The organism is Rhodophyticola sp. SM2404 (assembly GCF_053570515.1).
Genome location: NZ_JBSEDL010000003.1, coordinates 128,595 through 145,212, shown reverse-complemented (window position 1 = coordinate 145,212; position 16,618 = coordinate 128,595). Strand labels below are relative to the sequence as shown.

16 protein-coding genes and 1 riboswitch are annotated in these 16,618 nt (G+C 56.7%); of the genes, 8 read left to right on the top strand and 8 right to left on the bottom strand.

All coding sequences use genetic code 11. From position 1 onward, the window contains the following. Positions 1-75: 75 nt before the first annotated feature. A riboswitch (cobalamin riboswitch) is annotated at positions 76-271 on the bottom strand. Positions 272-334: 63 nt separating this feature from the next. The 4 genes from ACTYEO_RS05940 to ACTYEO_RS05925 are packed head-to-tail and all read right to left on the bottom strand — an operon-like array spanning position 335 to position 4,204. Next, on the bottom strand, positions 335-1,252 hold the full coding sequence (locus tag ACTYEO_RS05940; protein WP_449322798.1) for a metal ABC transporter permease: 918 nt from the start codon (positions 1,250-1,252) through the stop codon (positions 335-337). Further along, positions 1,249-2,445 carry a metal ABC transporter permease gene (locus tag ACTYEO_RS05935; protein ID WP_449322797.1) on the bottom strand — a complete coding sequence of 399 codons (1,197 nt, stop codon included), beginning with the start codon at positions 2,443-2,445 and terminating at the stop codon, positions 1,249-1,251. The genes ACTYEO_RS05940 and ACTYEO_RS05935 overlap by 4 nt, the downstream gene beginning before the upstream one ends. 5 nt (positions 2,446-2,450) lie before the next feature. Then, the gene (locus ACTYEO_RS05930) at positions 2,451-3,227 is read right to left on the bottom strand and encodes a metal ABC transporter ATP-binding protein (RefSeq protein WP_449323003.1); all 777 of its coding nucleotides are present in this window, start codon (positions 3,225-3,227) and stop codon (positions 2,451-2,453) included. 26 nt (positions 3,228-3,253) lie between these two features. After that, positions 3,254-4,204 carry a metal ABC transporter solute-binding protein, Zn/Mn family gene (locus ACTYEO_RS05925; RefSeq protein ID WP_449322796.1) on the bottom strand — a complete coding sequence of 317 codons (951 nt, stop codon included), beginning with the start codon at positions 4,202-4,204 and terminating at the stop codon, positions 3,254-3,256. Between the two features lie 144 nt (positions 4,205-4,348). Here ACTYEO_RS05925 and ACTYEO_RS05920 point away from each other — a divergent pair, with 144 nt between their 5' ends. From ACTYEO_RS05920 to ACTYEO_RS05900, 5 genes are all read left to right on the top strand, one after another. After that, positions 4,349-5,155: an alpha/beta hydrolase gene (locus ACTYEO_RS05920; protein ID WP_449322795.1), complete on the top strand. Its 807-nt coding sequence runs from the start codon at positions 4,349-4,351 to the stop codon at positions 5,153-5,155. Between the two features lie 155 nt (positions 5,156-5,310). Next, positions 5,311-6,465, top strand: coding sequence for a phosphoserine transaminase (locus ACTYEO_RS05915; RefSeq protein ID WP_449322794.1), 1,155 nt, complete (start codon positions 5,311-5,313; stop codon positions 6,463-6,465). A gap of 75 nt (positions 6,466-6,540) precedes the next feature. Beyond that, entirely contained in the window at positions 6,541-8,136 is a 1,596-nt protein-coding gene (gene serA / locus ACTYEO_RS05910) for a phosphoglycerate dehydrogenase (RefSeq protein WP_449322793.1), read from the top strand. 157 nt (positions 8,137-8,293) lie between these two features. Then, positions 8,294-9,469 (top strand): acetyl-CoA C-acyltransferase family protein, encoded by a 1,176-nt coding sequence (locus ACTYEO_RS05905; protein ID WP_449322792.1) that lies wholly within the window; start codon positions 8,294-8,296, stop codon positions 9,467-9,469. A gap of 87 nt (positions 9,470-9,556) precedes the next feature. After that, complete coding sequence (locus tag ACTYEO_RS05900; protein WP_449322791.1) at positions 9,557-11,368, top strand: ATP-binding protein; 1,812 nt, start codon at positions 9,557-9,559, stop codon at positions 11,366-11,368. On the opposite strand, the gene ACTYEO_RS05895 is transcribed toward ACTYEO_RS05900, so the two are convergent. Further along, positions 11,365-12,372, bottom strand: a complete 1,008-nt coding sequence (locus ACTYEO_RS05895) for an asparaginase (protein WP_449322790.1) — start codon at positions 12,370-12,372, stop codon at positions 11,365-11,367. The two genes, ACTYEO_RS05900 and ACTYEO_RS05895, sit on opposite strands and share 4 nt — an antisense overlap. 172 nt (positions 12,373-12,544) lie before the next feature. Between ACTYEO_RS05895 and ACTYEO_RS05890 the strand changes: the two genes are divergently transcribed. Then, positions 12,545-13,075 carry an invasion associated locus B family protein gene (locus tag ACTYEO_RS05890; RefSeq protein ID WP_449322789.1) on the top strand — a complete coding sequence of 177 codons (531 nt, stop codon included), beginning with the start codon at positions 12,545-12,547 and terminating at the stop codon, positions 13,073-13,075. Between the two features lie 76 nt (positions 13,076-13,151). Continuing rightward, complete coding sequence (gene rlmN, locus ACTYEO_RS05885) at positions 13,152-14,339, top strand: 23S rRNA (adenine(2503)-C(2))-methyltransferase RlmN (protein ID WP_449322788.1); 1,188 nt, start codon at positions 13,152-13,154, stop codon at positions 14,337-14,339. A 79-nt stretch (positions 14,340-14,418) separates the two neighbouring features. On the opposite strand, the gene ACTYEO_RS05880 is transcribed toward rlmN, so the two are convergent. Together ACTYEO_RS05880 and ACTYEO_RS05875 are read right to left on the bottom strand one after the other, a co-directional pair. Further along, a complete protein-coding gene (locus ACTYEO_RS05880; RefSeq protein ID WP_449322787.1) occupies positions 14,419-14,598 on the bottom strand; it encodes a hypothetical protein in 180 nt (59 codons plus the stop codon). 150 nt (positions 14,599-14,748) lie between these two features. Next, positions 14,749-15,348 (bottom strand): L,D-transpeptidase, encoded by a 600-nt coding sequence (locus tag ACTYEO_RS05875; protein WP_449322786.1) that lies wholly within the window; start codon positions 15,346-15,348, stop codon positions 14,749-14,751. A gap of 173 nt (positions 15,349-15,521) precedes the next feature. Here ACTYEO_RS05875 and ACTYEO_RS05870 point away from each other — a divergent pair, with 173 nt between their 5' ends. Next, complete coding sequence (locus ACTYEO_RS05870) at positions 15,522-16,073, top strand: CAP domain-containing protein (RefSeq protein ID WP_449322785.1); 552 nt, start codon at positions 15,522-15,524, stop codon at positions 16,071-16,073. A 3-nt stretch (positions 16,074-16,076) separates the two neighbouring features. On the opposite strand, the gene ACTYEO_RS05865 is transcribed toward ACTYEO_RS05870, so the two are convergent. Beyond that, complete coding sequence (locus ACTYEO_RS05865; protein WP_449322784.1) at positions 16,077-16,568, bottom strand: L,D-transpeptidase family protein; 492 nt, start codon at positions 16,566-16,568, stop codon at positions 16,077-16,079. Between the last annotated feature and the right edge of the window lie 50 nt (positions 16,569-16,618).

Genomic DNA, 16,618 nt, shown 5'->3' with positions numbered 1-16,618 from the left:
ATACCCCTGCCGTCGACGGTGATTGTCGCCACCACGCCGGACAGGTCCGTTGCCCATGACGCCCTCCGCGCCCTGAACAGGGTGATCACCTCGGCAGGTCTCCTGACTTGCGGGTCATTGTTTGATCGGGCCTTCCCGTGGCCCGAATGGGCCGCAGTGGCATATGCCGATCGCACTCACCGCTTACAGTTGCGGGGGCAGTCGCGGTTTCACACCGCGTTCCCTTTTCACCAGACGCGTAAACGCCCAGACCGAAGCCCATTCGGCATACGCCTTTCATGGCCTCCGCTCAAGAGTGCAGAGCGACAAGTTTTGTGAGGAAAGCGAATAACGCCTAGGCCGTCAGCCCTTTTCGACGGGGTCCAGCCAATGCAGCAAGGGCAAGGATCACGCCTGAGACTGTGGCGATCATGCCAGCGGCACTCACCGAATCACTGCGACCGATCCACAAAGGGCCATAGCCTGCGAGGATATAGCCAAGGATCGCCGACAGGGTGGCGAAGCCCACGCTCCACCAAATTTGGGCTTTCAGATGGTCGGTCATCAGACGCGCCGCAGCAGCTGGGCAGATGAACATGGCGATCACAATGATTGAGCCAACAGCATCAAAAGCCGCCACGGCGGCGATGGCGGCAGTCATCACCAAACCAAGACCTATGGCATTGGTGGGAATACCCAAACCATGGGCAAAACCCTCGTCAAACGTGGCGATTTTCAGTGGCCGCCAAAAAACAAACATCAGCGTTACGATGAACAGCAGCACGATTGCCATACGAAGCAATTCATTCGGCAGACCCGCCAGCGCCTGCGGGTCCAACAGGGAATGCCACCCTGTTGCATCCAGCCAGATCAGGCTTTCGAGATTGCCCATCAACGCATGTTCCACATCAAGATGAACGCGGCTTGTATCGCTGCGTTCAAGCAGCAAAACGCCGCCTGCAAATAGCGCAGTAAAGGTCACTCCCATCGCGGCGCCTGTCTCGATCTTTCCAAGGCGACGGATCAATTCGATCAGCACAACCGCCACCAAAGCGGCCGCGGCAGCGCCAAGCATCATGGGGCCTGCCGCAACGCTGCCTGTCACGAGAAAGGCCACAACAATTCCTGGCAAAACCACATGAGAGATCGCATCCCCGATCAAGGCCTGTTTGCGCAGGACAAGAAAATTCCCAGGCAAAGCGCAGGCAATGGCTGCAAAGACCCCGATCAGCATTGGTGTGAGTGACAGCGGGACGAATTCAGCACCGCTCATGCTTTGCCCTCCGCCAGTTTTGCGTCGAGATCGCGCAATTGATCCTTGGTCAGGATCGTCTCAAGCCCTGACAAGCCGTCATAGCGCGCCGCAATGTCTTCATGCGCAGGCATTTCGCGCAAAAGCCGCCAGCGGTGTTCATCTTGCATGGCCGAGGCCGCCTGCCTCTCGCCCGTTTTCGTGGCTACTCCATCAGGGCGGATCAGGCCTTCTTGCGACAACAGCCGCATCGTGTAGCGCTCGTAAATCGGTAGGCCGTTTGCCAGCGCCAGCAAGCCTTGGCGGCGATGCACATGGCGTTGGAACCTGCGATGACGCAGCACGGAAGACAGAGCGCCGCGCGCGGGTGCGAAAAACAGCGAGACAGTAAAGAGAGCAAAGGCCACTAACACGATGATCGGCCCTGTTGGCAGGTTTGGCGCGGACGCCGAGATCGCCGCCCCGAGATAGCCCGCCGCCCCGCCAATCGCGCCCGAGATCAGCCAGACCTCCTCGGCCCGATCTGTCCAGAAACGGGCGGTGACAGGTGGGATAATCAGCAAAGCCACGATCAAAATCAGCCCCACGATTTTCAGGCCAACAACCGTCACTGCCAGCACCAGTCCCATGGTCAAAAGATCAATGCAGCTGACATTTAGACCGTTGGCCGCCGCATAATTTGCATCAAAAGCCACAAGCGTCATGGGGCGCCGAAACAGCAATGCCAGCGCCAGAACCACAGCGCCGCCCGCTGCAATCATCGTGGCATCCGAGAACAACATACCTGCCGTTGACCCCAACAGCAGCGAATCAAGGCCAGCTTGGCGGCCTTGGCTCATGGTTTGGATGACGGTCAACAACACGACACCTGCGCCGAAAAAGACGCTCAAAACCGCGCCAATCGCTGAATCCTCAGACAGGCGCGTGTGTTTGTTGAGCCATTGCACGGTCAAAAGCCCAAGCCATGCCGTAATCGCCGACCCAAGCAAAAGCCCTGCAAGATTGCGCCCGTCGCCGCCGAGGGCGACCATCAGCAGAAAGGCCAAACCCACGCCGGGAAGGGTTGCATGGCTGATCGCATCCGAGACCAGCGCACGTTTGCGCAAGAACAAGAACGTCCCTGTTCCGCCCGCCGCCACCCCAAGCAGCAATGCCCCAAGCGTGACGAGTGTGGCGTTATAGCCAAGCTGCAATGTGAGGGCCTGCCAAAGCATGGCCGTTATCCAACCTCGCTCAAACGGTCGAGCTGTGCTGTTGCAAGCCGCCCGCCATATGTGGATTGCAGATTATCCGCGGTGAAGGTCTCGGCTACGGGGCCTTCGGCGATTTTGCGTTGATTGATCAGGAAAACATGGTCGAAATAGGTCTCGACGGTTGCAAGGTCATGATGCACGGCCACAACGGTTTTGCCCTGCGACTGCAGCGTTTTCAGAACCGCGATGATGGCTTTTTCGGTCGCGGCATCGACCCCTGCAAAAGGTTCATCCAGAAGGTAGATATCGGCCCCCTGCGCCAAGGCGCGGGCGAGAAAAACGCGTTGCTGCTGACCACCAGAAAGCTGCCCGATCTGGCGATCGGCAAAGCTTTCCATTCCGACACGTTCCAAAGCCTCGGTCGCGACCTGCCTGTGCCGCGCCCGCACCAGTTTAAGAAGGCCCAATTCGCGATAAAGCCCCATCAGGACCACATCAACAACGGTTGTTGGAAAATCCCAATCCACACTGGCCCGCTGGGGCACATAGGCGATGCGGTGGCGTTCCATTTCAAGCGGGCGGCCATAAACGGTTGTTTGCCCTGAGAGCGGGTTGATCACGCCAAGAACCGCTTTGAGCAAGGTTGATTTCCCCGCACCATTCGGCCCGACAATCGCCGTCATGGAGCCAGCCTCCACAGTCATGTCGACCGAGAAGACGGCAGGTTTCTCCCCATAGGAAACAGTCAGCCCGCGCACAGCCAGCGCGCTTTTGGCTAGAGCATCATTGGTTTCGCCCTGCAAAACACTGAGATGGGATGTCTTCTTCACTACATGGCCCCGTTCAATTGACCTGTCATTCCAAGCTCGGGTGCGTCACCGCCCAAGGCCCTGCTGATGACCGTTACATTATGGTCAATCATGCCGAGATAAGTCCCTTCATAGCTGCCATCAGGTCCCATAGCATCCGAATACAGCTCACCCCCGATGATCACCTCATGTCCTTGTGCGGCGGCCCCTTCGATCAGCGCGCGAATATTGCGATCAGAAACGGAGCTTTCGACGAAAACCGCGCCAATTTGCCGTTCGACCAGCGTATTCACCAGAGCCGAGATTTGCGCCAAACCCGCTTCGCTTTCTGTCGAGATGCCTTGGATGCCCAAAACCTCGAACCCATAGGCGCGCCCGAAATATTTGAACGCATCATGGGCTGTTACCAGCACGCGGGAGGCTTCTGGGACGCTCACTAAAACAGTCTCTGAATAGCTGTTTAGAGCCTGAATTTGATCAAGATGCGCATCGGTATTCGCGCGGAACATCTCAGCATATTCTGGCGCTGTTTCGATCAGGGCGTCACGAATGTTTCCTAGAACAAAGGCCCAAATCTCGGGGTCCATCCAGACATGGGGGTCGAAACGGTCATGATAATCATCATGGCCAAGCAACAGATCACGCGGCAATGCATCGGCCACGGCCACCACATTTCTGCTGCGCCCGAGATCTGCAAAGAAATCCTCCATTTGCGCCTCAAGAAACAAGCCGTGCCAAAGCACCAGATCGGCGCGGGTCATGGCGACAATATCGCTGCGGGTTTGTCGGTAGCCATGCGGGTCAACCCCCGCGCCCATCAGCGCGCGCACTTCAACTAGATCACCGCCGAGCTGCCGCGCGGCATCCGCGATCATGCCCGTGGTCGCAACAACCTGAAGCCGCTCCTGCGCATGGCTGGCGGCAGAGAGGCTGAGCAGTATGGCAATCGTAGCAATCCAAAGGCGCAACATTCCAGAATATCTCCTGTGAAAACCCAAGACTTGATAATGAGAATAATTCTCAAAAAGTCAATGCAATTGAGAGTCACTCGCAAAAGCTGATATTGCCATGCGCATGTTCGATCGATAGCCCTTTCCCATCGGGGAGGTGCTTGGATGCAGATTACAGATTTCGATGATGCCTATCAGAATGCAGCCTATATTCCCGAGGCTGACCGATTTCTGCTTGAATGGGCCGAAAAGTCTGAGGCTTTTCGTGCCAAACATCCCTTCAAGACCCTGCAATATGGTGATGGCCCCCGTCAGTTTCTGGACCTGTTCGGTGCTGAAGGTGCCGCACAAGGGCTGACGGTGATTATCCACGGTGGCTATTGGCTGCGCTTCCAATGCCGTGACTTCTCGCATCTTGCGGCTGGTGCTTTGGCGCGTGGTCAAGCCGTTGCCATGGTCAATTACACCCTCGCCCCCGAAGCGCAGATTTCCCAGATTGTGGATGAGGTAGAGCGCGCCATTTGCCTCGCCGCAGATCATGTCAGCGGCCCGATCCATATCACAGGCCATTCGGCTGGTGGGCATTTGGCCACGCGCATGATCTGTGAGGATGCTCTGCCAAAACATGTGGCGGATCGGATCATGCATGTCCTTTCAATCTCGGGCGTGCATGATCTTCGCCCGCTGCTGGGCACCACGATGCGAGATTCACTGCGCCTTGATACTGAGGAGGCAAGCGCAGAAAGCGTCGCGCTATTGACCCCGCGCAAAGGTACCCGAATGACCGCCGTGGTTGGTGGGGCTGAGCGGCCCGAATTCCTCAGGCAAACCGATCTTCTGGCCAATATCTGGACGGGTCTGGGTGCAGATACAGCAGCGCTTCACCTGAAAGGCCTGCACCATTTCAACGTGATTGAAGGCTTGGAAACGGCTGATGGGCCCCTGACCACGCTGCTGCTGGGCGGGGGCTGAGCACAGTTTCCGATCGTAAACAGAGGGCAGGTCTTTTTCCTGCTTGCGACAGTCCTTCCCCATTTTCCGACTTGCGCCATGATGCGCCAGCCCGTATCTGCGGCGGTGGGACACCCCTCCCCAACGAGGGGCTCATATCTGTGAGGGTATCACAAATGGCAATTTCTGCTCCGGCCACGCGGCCGGCTAATCCGCGTTTTTCGTCTGGCCCCTGTGCCAAACCCCCCGTCTGGTCTTTGGATAAACTGGCTGATGCAGCGCTTGGTCGCTCGCATCGTGCAGCTGTCGGGAAAACCAAACTTAAAGACGCCATCGAAGAAACCCGCGCCATTCTGGGCGTTCCTGCCGATTATCGCATCGGCATTGTGCCAGCTTCGGATACGGGCGCTGTTGAAATGGCGATGTGGTCGCTTTTGGGTGCACGGCCTTGCACGATGGTCGCTTGGGAAAGCTTCGGTGCTGGTTGGGTGACCGATGTTGTCAAACAGCTCAAGCTCGACGCGCAGGTCATGACGGCTGACTACGGCCAGATCGTGGATCTCGCCAAAATCGACTTCAACACCGATGTCGTCTTCACATGGAATGGCACAACCTCGGGCGTGCGTGTTTCCAATGGCGATGCGATCCCTGCGGATCGCGAGGGCCTGACAATCTGCGATGCAACCTCAGCTGCATTCGCGCAGGATCTGCCTTGGGACAAGCTCGATGTCACCACCTTCTCTTGGCAGAAGGTTATGGGCGGCGAGGCGGCCCATGGCATGATCATCCTCAGCCCCCGCGCTGTTGAACGGCTGGAAAGCTACACTCCCGCTTGGCCCCTGCCCAAGATCTTCCGCATGACCAAGGGTGGAAAATTGATCGAAGGCATCTTCAAGGGTGAGACGATCAACACGCCGTCCATGCTGGCGGTTGAGGATTACCTGATTGGTCTGGAATGGGCCAAATCCATCGGCGGCCTGCCCGCCTTGATGGCGCGTGCCGATGCCAATGCGCAGGCCATCTTTGATTTCTGCGATGCCCGCGACTGGATCGCCAACCTCGCTGAAGATGACGCGACACGCTCGAATACCAGCGTCTGCCTCAAATTCACCGATAACCGGATCACCGATGGCGCAGTTTTCGCCAAAGCGGTCGCCAAACGGCTTGAGGCGGAAGGTATCGCGCTTGATATCGGTGCTTACCGTGACGCGCCTGCAGGTCTTCGCATCTGGTGCGGGGCCACTGTCGAAACATCCGATATCGCAGCGATGCTGCCTTGGCTGGATTGGGCTTTCCATACCGAGATCGAGGCTTTGGCCGACACGGCCTGATCCCATCTTTGCTTCACAAATACTTACATCCCGCCGCATGCAAAACGCGCGGCACCAATTATAGGAGCGCCTGACATGGCCCCCAAAGTTCTCGTATCCGACAAGCTTTCGGAAACCGCCGTCCAGATTTTCAAAGATCGTGGCATTGACGTCACCTTCGACCCCTCCATCGGCAAAGATAAAGACAAGCTGCTCGAAGTGATTGGCCAGTATGATGGTCTCGCGATCCGCTCGGCCACCAAAGTGACCGAAAAGATCATTGCAGCCGCCACCAACCTCAAGGTCATTGGTCGCGCAGGCATTGGTGTCGATAATGTCGATATCCCCGAGGCGTCGAAGAAGGGCATCATTGTGATGAACACCCCCTTCGGCAATTCGATCACCACGGCTGAACATGCGATTGCGATGATGTTTGCGGTTGCGCGCCAAATCCCTGAGGCGAACGCCTCGACCCATGCGGGCAAATGGGAAAAATCGCGTTTCATGGGCGTCGAGTTGACCAATAAAACCCTCGGCGTGATCGGCGCGGGCAATATCGGTGGCATCGTGTGCAACCGCGCGCTTGGCCTGAAGATGAAGGTCGTGGCCTATGATCCCTTCCTCTCGGAAGAGCGCGCCACCCAGATCGGTGTGACCAAGGTCGAGTTGGATGAATTGCTGGAACGCGCCGACTTCATCACCTTGCATGTTCCCTTCACCGAAAAGACCGCCAATATCCTGAGCCGTGAAAACCTTGCGAAAACCAAAAAAGGCGTTCGCATCGTCAATTGTGCGCGCGGTGGTCTGGTGGATGAGCAAGCCTTGGCCGATCTGATCAAGGACGGCCATATCGCAGGCGCGGCCTTTGACGTGTTCAAGGAAGAACCCGCAACCGAGAACCCCTTGTTCAACCTGCCCAATGTTGTTGTCACCCCGCATCTGGGGGCTGCCACAACCGAGGCACAGGAAAACGTGGCGCTTCAGGTGGCCGAGCAGATGTCGGATTACCTGATGACAGGCGCTGTAACCAACGCTTTGAACATGCCCTCAGTCAGCGCCGAGGAAGCGCGGATCATGGGGCCTTGGGTCAAACTGGCGGAAAACCTTGGTGCCTTTGTGGGTCAATTGACCGAAGAGGCGATCACCTCCATCGAGGTGACCTATAATGGTCTGGTCAAGGATATGAACCTCAAGGCGCTGAACTGTGCCGCGATTGCGGGTGTCATGAAATCCACCAATCCTGATGTGAACATGGTCTCTGCCCCCGTAATCGCCAAGGAGCGCGGGATTGAGTTGAGCACCGTCACGCAAGACAAGACAGGTGCTTTTGACGGCTATATCCGTTTGCATGTGAAAACCGCCAAGAAAAAGCGTTCGATCGCGGGAACGGTATTCTCGGATGGCAAGCCGCGCTTTATCCAGATCAAAGGCATTAATATCGATGCCGAGGTTGGTGAGAACATGCTCTACACCACCAATGAAGACGTGCCTGGCATCATCGGTACTTTGGGTAAAACGCTTGGCGAGCAGGGCGTGAATATCGCGAACTTCACCCTTGGCCGCTCCTCGAAAGGTAAGGAGGCGATTGCGCTTCTCTATCTCGATGAACAGCCAAGCACGGCTGCGCTCGATGCGCTCAAGGCAACGGGGCTTTTCCAGCAGGTTCGCCCCCTCAGCTTTGATGCTGCCTAAGACTAAGCGAGCAATTCGAGAAAAGAAAAACCCCAGCCTGAGCGCTGGGGTTTTTTTTGTGTCTGCAAGACGCGCCTCGCCGTGACGTAAAACTGGACAGAGCCGCCCCCCTAAGCTTCAAACGACGAAACGAGTGGATTTGAGCGAGGGCTACCCCATGGATGATATCGTCATTCTTTCCGGAACACGGACTGCAATCGGTGGTTTTGGAGGGGCACTTTCAGGGATTGCGCTGATTGATCTTGGCGCGCATGTCACCAAATCCGCGCTGGAACGCGCAGGCGTTGAGCCCGCCCAGATCGGTCATGTTGCCTTTGGCCATGTCATCAATACCGAGCCGCGCGATATGTATCTGTCGCGGGTGGCAGCGATGGGGGCTGGTATTCCCGACACCACCCCTGCGATGAATGTGAACAGGCTCTGCGGGTCGGGCGCGCAGGCCATCGTCTCGATTGTGCAATCCCTTGCCATGGGCGATGCCGATTTTGGCGTGGCAGCAGGCGCTGAAAGCATGAGCCGCGCCCCCTATGTCATGCCTGCTGCGAGATGGGGCCAGAAGATGGGGGATGCAGCCGCGCAGGATATGATGCTGGGTGCGTTGAACTGCCCCTTCGGCACGGGGCATATGGGTGTCACGGCTGAAAATGTCGCCGCCGAGCATGAGATTACGCGCGCCGCCCAAGATGCCTTTGCGCTGGAAAGCCAGACGCGCGCCGCCAAGGCGATCGCCGAGGGGCGTTTCAAGGAGCAGATCACGCCAATCGATGTGAAGGTAAAGCGTGATATGGTGCCCTTTGACACCGATGAGCATCCCAAAGCCACCACCATGGAGGCTTTGGCAGGCTTGCGCACCGTGTTTCAGAAGGACGGGACAGTGACGGCGGGCAATGCCTCGGGCATTAATGATGGGGCGGCGGCGCTAGTTCTGGCACGCGGAGAGGCTGCTGATCGCGCGGGCCTTGTGCCGCGCGCGCGTATTCTTGGCTATGCGCATGCGGGCGTGCGCCCTGAGGTTATGGGCATCGGGCCTGTGCCTGCGGTCGAGACGCTTTTGGCGCGGATCGGTTTGCAGATCAGTGATTTCGATGTGATCGAATCGAATGAGGCCTTTGCCGCGCAGGCTTTGGCCGTGAATAAGGGCCTTTCGCTTGATCCTGCGCGTGTGAACCCGAATGGAGGTGCGATTGCGCTTGGCCACCCAGTGGGGGCGACAGGGGCGATTATCACCGTAAAAGCCCTGTATGAGCTGGAGCGGATCGGTGGCAAACGCGCCTTGATCACCATGTGTATCGGCGGTGGTCAGGGGATTGCCCTTGCGATTGAGCGCCCCTGACGCGCCATTTAAACGGGCATTAAGGCCATCTTCACCCTGATCTGGGATGCTCTGCACTGACTGGTTGGTTCAGGGCAGACAGGCGCAATGTCAGGGCTGAGATTTGATGACAGGTTGGCGCAGGAACGCCGCGCTCGGCTTCAGGCTGAACGTTTGCTTGCGCAAAAATCCGAGGAACTTTACGCCGCCAACAGGAAACTGGCCGAACATGCCGATAGCCTGAGTGATCAGGTCATCGAGCAGCGCGAAGAAAACGCCGCCTTGCTTGGGCAAGCCACCCAAACGGCCGCCAAACTGGAAGTCGCCACCGAAAAGGCCGTCATTGCCGAAAGGCGTTTGTGGGATTCGATTACCTCTATCGAAGACGGATTTGCGATTTTTGACAGCGATTGGCGGATGGTGGCGGCCAACACAGCCTTTTTGGGTGTGTTTGACGGGCTTGATGATGTCGCGCCCGGCGCCAGCTATGAGGCGGTTTTGCGATTGGCGGTTGATGAAGGCGTTGTCGATCTGGACGGGGTCATGGGGGATGACTGGATCGATGCCATGATCGCCCGTTGGGAGGCCGACCCGATCCCTGAAAGAACGCTTCGATTGTGGAATGGTGCCTATATCCGCTTGGTTGATACGCGCACGCCCGAGGGGGATACTGTTTCGCTCTCGCTCAACATCACCGATACCATAAGGCGCGAGGCAAAGTTGAAAGATGCCCGCCAAAAGGCTGAGGTCGCCAGCCGCGCGAAATCGGCCTTCCTTGCCAATATGAGCCATGAAATCCGAACGCCGATGAACGGGGTGGTCGGCATGGCTGATCTGATGCTGGACGGCCCGCTGGATGAGGATCAGCGCCTTTATGCACAGACCATTCGCAATTCGGGCGAGGCATTGCTGAGCATTATCAATGACGTGCTTGATTACTCCAAGATCGAGGCAGAACGCCTTGTGATCCATCCCGCACCATTTGATCTGCGCCAATTGCTGGAAGAGGTGATCAACCTTCTCAGGCCAAGCATCGAAGGCAAGCCGATCGAGTTGCGCCAAAAGGTGCAAAACGGCCTGCCGTCGAGCCTGATCGGCGATGCGGGACGGGTGCGGCAGGTGCTGACAAACCTCATCGGCAATGCGCTGAAATTCACCGCTGAGGGTCAGGTTCTGGTCAGCCTCACCGCAAAGCCAGCGGCAGATGGCACGCTTGGTGCGAGCTTTACCATTGAGGATACAGGCATCGGGATCGCGCCTGAGAAACAGGCCCTTATTTTCGGTGAGTTCAATCAGGTTGAAGATCAGGCCAACCGAAATTTTGAAGGTACAGGCTTGGGCTTGGCAATCTCGCAGCGCTTGGTCGAAATGATGGGCGGGAATATTTGGGTCACTTCGGAACTGGGTCGTGGTTCCGTTTTCGGCTTTACGCTTCCGCTTGGGTTGGAGGGGTCTGAGCCCATTGCACCCGAGCCGAGCGCAGAGGGCGAACCTGTTCCTGCCCGAAAATTGCAATTGCTTGCGGCGGAGGATAACAAGACCAACAGGCTGGTCTTTCAGCGGCTTTTGAAGACGCTTGGTTTTGATCTTGAGCTGACCCTGACCAATAACGGGGCCGAACTGGTTGCGGCCTATAAAGACGCGCCGCCTGATCTGGTCTTCACGGATATCTCCATGCCGATCAAGGGCGGGCTAGAAGCATCAGGCGATATCCGCGCATACGAGCTTGAACACGGGCTTGACCGCGTGCCCATCATTGCGATGACGGCCCATGCCATGGCCGAGGATGAGGCACGGATTTTGGCTTCGGGCATTGATCGATACATCACGAAACCGCTGGCCAAGGCGAAGATTTCCGCCGCAATTCTGGAGCTGGCCCCTGAGGAGTTGGGCCTGAATGCCCCGCTTGAGGGGGATTAAAGGGACCAATCCCTGAGGCTTTGTGCGGTCACATATTCCCCAGTCACCACGGCGCGACGATTGGTTATCGGGCCTTGTGTCAGGGATTTGGCCACAGGGTGGTTGGCCTCCAACACGCCTGCACCGATCAAAAGCTGGGTAATCGTGGCTTCGGCTGCGCGGGTTGTGCCATCTTCTATCTTTAGGGCGATCCCCAGTTTCTTTTCGGGAATGATTGCCACAAACACGGCCTCCGCGCCTGTTTTGACCGTTACGCGCCCTTCCATCGCACGCATCAAATTGGTGCAGGCGCGCCCTTCGCCCGCAACCAAAACGGGATGCGCCGCCATTGCGTGGGTCAGGCGGTACATGGCTTTTTCGCGGGCCGAGCCTGTCTCGCTCGCCGCTGCATAGCTGGCCATGGCGCGGGCGAGGCCCGAAACTGTGCTGGCGAAATTCGGAGCCGAGCAGCCATCAATCCCGTATCCGGGGCTGGTTTCTTCGGTCAGTTCCTCAAAAGCGGCTTTTGCGGCTTTTTGGACGGCATGATCCACCTCGATATATTCGGAACCGCCACCCAGATGTTTGTTCAATGTCAGGAAACCGCAATGCTTCCCCGAGCAGTTATTATGCCGTTGATCGGGGTGGTGATGACCACAAATCAGATCATTGCGCGCTTCGATATCATTGGGTTCTTGTGGCCCACAGCGCAGATCGGTCTCAGTCAGGCCAAGATCGGCTAGCCATGCATCAACCATATCGGTATGCACATGCGCGCCCTGATGCGAGGCGCAGGCAAAGGCCAATTGTGCCTCGGTCAGGCCAAAATGATCGGCCGCGCCGCTTTCCACCAAGGGCAAAGCTTGCAACATCTTGCTGGATGAGCGCGGCAGGATCACTTTTTCAGGGTCGCCCCAAGCTGCAACAATATCGCCGCCCGCATCCCAAATAACCGCATGTCCGCGATGTTGGCTTTCATTGAAGGGGCCGCGATGGACCTCCAGCAGAATCTCGGCCTCGGACATGGGTGTGTCTCCTCATCACAGAATGGCGATTTTCCGCCTGTGGGGCTTTTACCATTGAGGTGTTTCAGGTTAATCTGCGTCATGCAATGAGAATTGCCCGATGCCAAAACAGGCAAAATGACAATAGGCATGCGGGGCACAGAGGCAGTATCGGCTGGAGGCTGTTCGAACTATGAAAAATTTGGTTGTGGCAACGCTACTTGGATCGGCGATTTCCCTGACAGGCTTTGTGGGGCATGCGCAGGAGCAGTCTACAAACCGCGTGAATGCCGAAACCGATTGGTCGGTTTTCGTTGAAGATGACCCGACACAATGCTGGGTCGTCTCGACACCACGTGAAACGGTTAACACCCGCGACGGTCGCGTTGTCGCCGTGCGCCGTGGTGAGATTTTGATGTTTGTCAGCTTCTGGCCACAGCAGGATCGCTTGGGTGAGGTCTCCTTTACAGGCGGCTATCCTTTTGCCGAAGGCTCGACCGTGAATATGCAAATCGGCTCATCCAGCTTCGAGCTGTTCACCGATGGCGAGATGGGTTGGGCTGCATCGCAGCAGGAAGACCAGCAAATCATCACAGCGATGAAGCGTGGGTCCGAAGCGGTGCTGACGGCAAGATCAAGCCGTGGAACCCAGACGCAGGATACATTCTCGCTGCTCGGCTTCACCGCAGCGGTTGAAGATGCGGAACAGCGCTGCAGCGGTTAACCCCGACAAACAGCTTGGGTTTGCGTCAAGGCGCGGATGCATATATGTGTCCGCGCGTTCCAAAGGATTCTGAGCCATGACGACCAGCGCCCCCATCACGCAGGATTATCTGACCATTCCACGCAAAAAACCCGAAGGGGATCGCGTGAATTTGGTGGGGCTGACCCGTGACCAGTTGCGCGAGGCCCTGATCGCCCATGGCACGGCTGAAAAGCAGGCCAAGATGCGCGCGGGCCAAATCTGGCAGTGGATTTACCATTGGGGTGTGCGCGAATTTGAGGTCATGACGAACCTTGCCAAGGCCTACCGCGCTGAATTGGCCGAGAATTTCGTGATCGAGTTGCCTGAAGTTGTGTCCAAGCAGGTCTCATTGGATGGCACGCGGAAATATCTGATGCGTATCGCAGGCGGTCACGAGGTTGAGACGGTGTATATTCCTGAAGAAGATCGCGGGACGCTGTGCATTTCCTCGCAGGTTGGCTGCACTTTGACCTGTTCTTTTTGCCATACAGGCACGCAAAAACTGGTGCGAAACCTGACCGCTGGCGAGATCGTCGGCCAGATCATGGTCGCGCGCGATGATCTTGGGGAATGGCCCCTTCCAGGTGAAGGTGCTGATGCCCGACCGCGTCTTTTGTCCAATATCGTCCTGATGGGCATGGGGGAGCCGCTTTATAATTTCGATCAGGTACGCGATGCGATGAAGATCGCGATGGACCCAGAAGGGATCAGCCTGAGCCGCCGCCGGATCACGCTTTCAACCTCGGGCGTTGTGCCTGAAATTGCCAAATGCGCGACCGAGATTGGTTGTTTACTGGCGGTTAGTTTTCATGCCACGACCGATGAGGTGCGTGACAAACTGGTCCCCATTAACAAGAAATGGCCGATTTCGGATTTGCTGGATGCGCTGCGCGACTATCCAAAAGCCTCGAATTCCGAGCGTATTACCTTTGAATATGTGATGCTGAAGGATGTGAATGACAGCGATGAGGATGCCCGCCGATTGGTCAAGCTGATCCAAGGCATTCCAGCCAAGATCAACCTTATTCCGTTCAATGAATGGCCAGGTACGCCTTACACCCGCTCGGATTGGGAACGAATCGAACGCTTTGCCGACGTCATTTACAAAGCAGGCTATGCCAGCCCGATCAGAAAGCCGCGCGGTGAAGATATTATGGCGGCTTGCGGTCAGCTGAAATCAGCAACCGAGCGTGCGCGTAAATCACGCGCTGCGATTGCCGCTGAAACGGGTCTTTCGACCTGATCAACGCAAAATCGCGACGTTGGACATAGAAAAGGCGGCGCCCGAAGGTGCCGCCTTTCTGATAGACAATGCTGTCTGATTAGCTGGATGCAGCAGCAGCCAACAGGATCAGTGCCAGGATTGGAACAATGATGCCACCTGCGGAAGACGAAGTGTCCTCAGCGATAACAACTGGTTCCATCATTGGCTCGGCAACACCACCGGCATAAGCGCCAGTAGCAGCAACCGAAATAACAGCGGCGAGAGCAAGTTTTTTCATAGTATATATCCTCCAAGATACGCCCCTTTAACGCGTTATTGCGCACAGTGGGGCACCCAAGACTGTACCTCGTGAGAGGTTTTAAGCAGCAATTCTGACTTATTGCAATGCCACGAAAATACCGCAAAGTCGACGCGGTAAAATATGTCGTCAAATTAGCAACACTTGTGTGCCAATGCGAGCAAAATTGTAAAGTTCTGCAATATGTTCATTGTAGAGCCCGATGCAGCCATTCGATGAGCGCCGCCCGATCTTGCGCGTGTCATGGGTTCCATGGATGCGATAATACTGCCAATCCAAGTGCAAAGCATGTGTTCCGAGCGGATTATCCGGACCAGGCGGGATGTAATCGGGCCATTCGGGATTCCGCTCGCGCATGGCGGGGGTTGGGCTCCAATCGGGGCCATCAACGCGTCGCGTGATCACGGTTCTGCCGCGGCGTGTCAGATCTTCGGTCATTGGAACGGATGTGGGGTAAAGACGATAGATTGACTGGTCTTCGCTCCAGAAATGCAGGGCACGCGACGTGATATCGACCAAAATCGCGCCATTTTGTGTGTTGCTGAAATAGGGCTGCCAATTCAACGTCCGGAAGCTCGAGATGTTATGGCGCACGGATTGCGAGACATCGCTTTCGAGTTCTGTGGTTTGGCCTAGATTTTGGGCAATGGCAGGCGTGCTCAAACTGGCGGCCATGCCAGACCCAATGAATAGGCGGCGCGAAAGCCGCTTGGGAATATGGTTCGTCATTATCTGCCTCCGGTCGGGGTCTTGTGCCCGCTTTTGATGGCAAAATATGGCCGCGGAGCCTCTGTCGCAAATCAAAGCAGCGTCATAACGGCAAAAAAATGCCAGTTGTGTTTGATTGGCTGCATCTGCGGATGTATCCAGTTTTAAAGAAAAACCATAATTTGAGCAGCCTAATGAAACGCCGTGCCTTTTTTGCCTCAATGGCCTGCATGGGCCTGACAGCTTGCGTGGGAACTGCGCCAAGCCCGCGTTTGGGTGCTGATGGTTTGCCGCTTCCCGTGATTTACCGCATCAATCCCAACGATACAGCGCGCATTCAGTTCCGCGTTCTGGATTCGGTGAACTCCTTGCGCGCGGCCGCGGGTGGGCAACCGATGCAGCTCAATGCTGAATTGAACGCCTCCGCTGCCACGCATTCGCGCGATATGGCTGTTCAAAACCGTCCTTGGCATTTCGGCTCGGACGGGTCTTCCCCCATCGATCGGGCGCGGCGCGTGGGGTATTCGGGCACTGTTCTGGGCGAAAATATTTCGGAAACCTACGAATCCGAGCTTGAGACAGTTGCCGCATGGATGCAGCAGACCGATACGCGCCAAGTGATCACTGATCCGCGTGCGCGTGATCTTGGCTTTGCGTTTTTCCAAGAAGAGAACGGCAAGATCTGGTGGACGATGGTTGTTGGCGATGGCGGCAATGCAGGGCCTTCCAACGCGCCGCGTGGCTAGACCTTAAGGGTAGATGTCAATGACGGTGCCGTTTTGCACCATGGCATAAATCTGACGCATCGCAGGGTTGGAGACGGCGATACAGCCTGCCGTCCAATCATCACGCCCGCGGAAAGGGCGCGTGGTGCCGTGAATAAAGATATCCCCGCCCGCAGAGCGCCCGTTCTCCGCCGCAAAAGCGCGGTCGGTCGCATTTGGGTAACTGATCCCGATTGACAGGTAATAATTCGAATTCGGGTTCCGCCGGTCGATGTAATACCGCCCCTCGGGTGTGCGCCCGTCGCCTTCAAATTGCTTATGGCCTTCAGGCGCGAAGCCCAATTCGAACTCATAGGCTTCGAGGATGTCATCATTATGCAGCAGGTAAAGCATGCGGCTGCTTTTATGCACTTCGATGCGGGTCACTTCTGGCCCGTCATAACTGATGAAACGTGATGAGCAGGCCGAAGCCGTCATCACCAAGCAAGCCAAAAGCAAGAACCGCAAAATACGCATTAAGAACCACTGCCCGTATCAAGTTTTGCAACGGTGATACCTGATTTGCA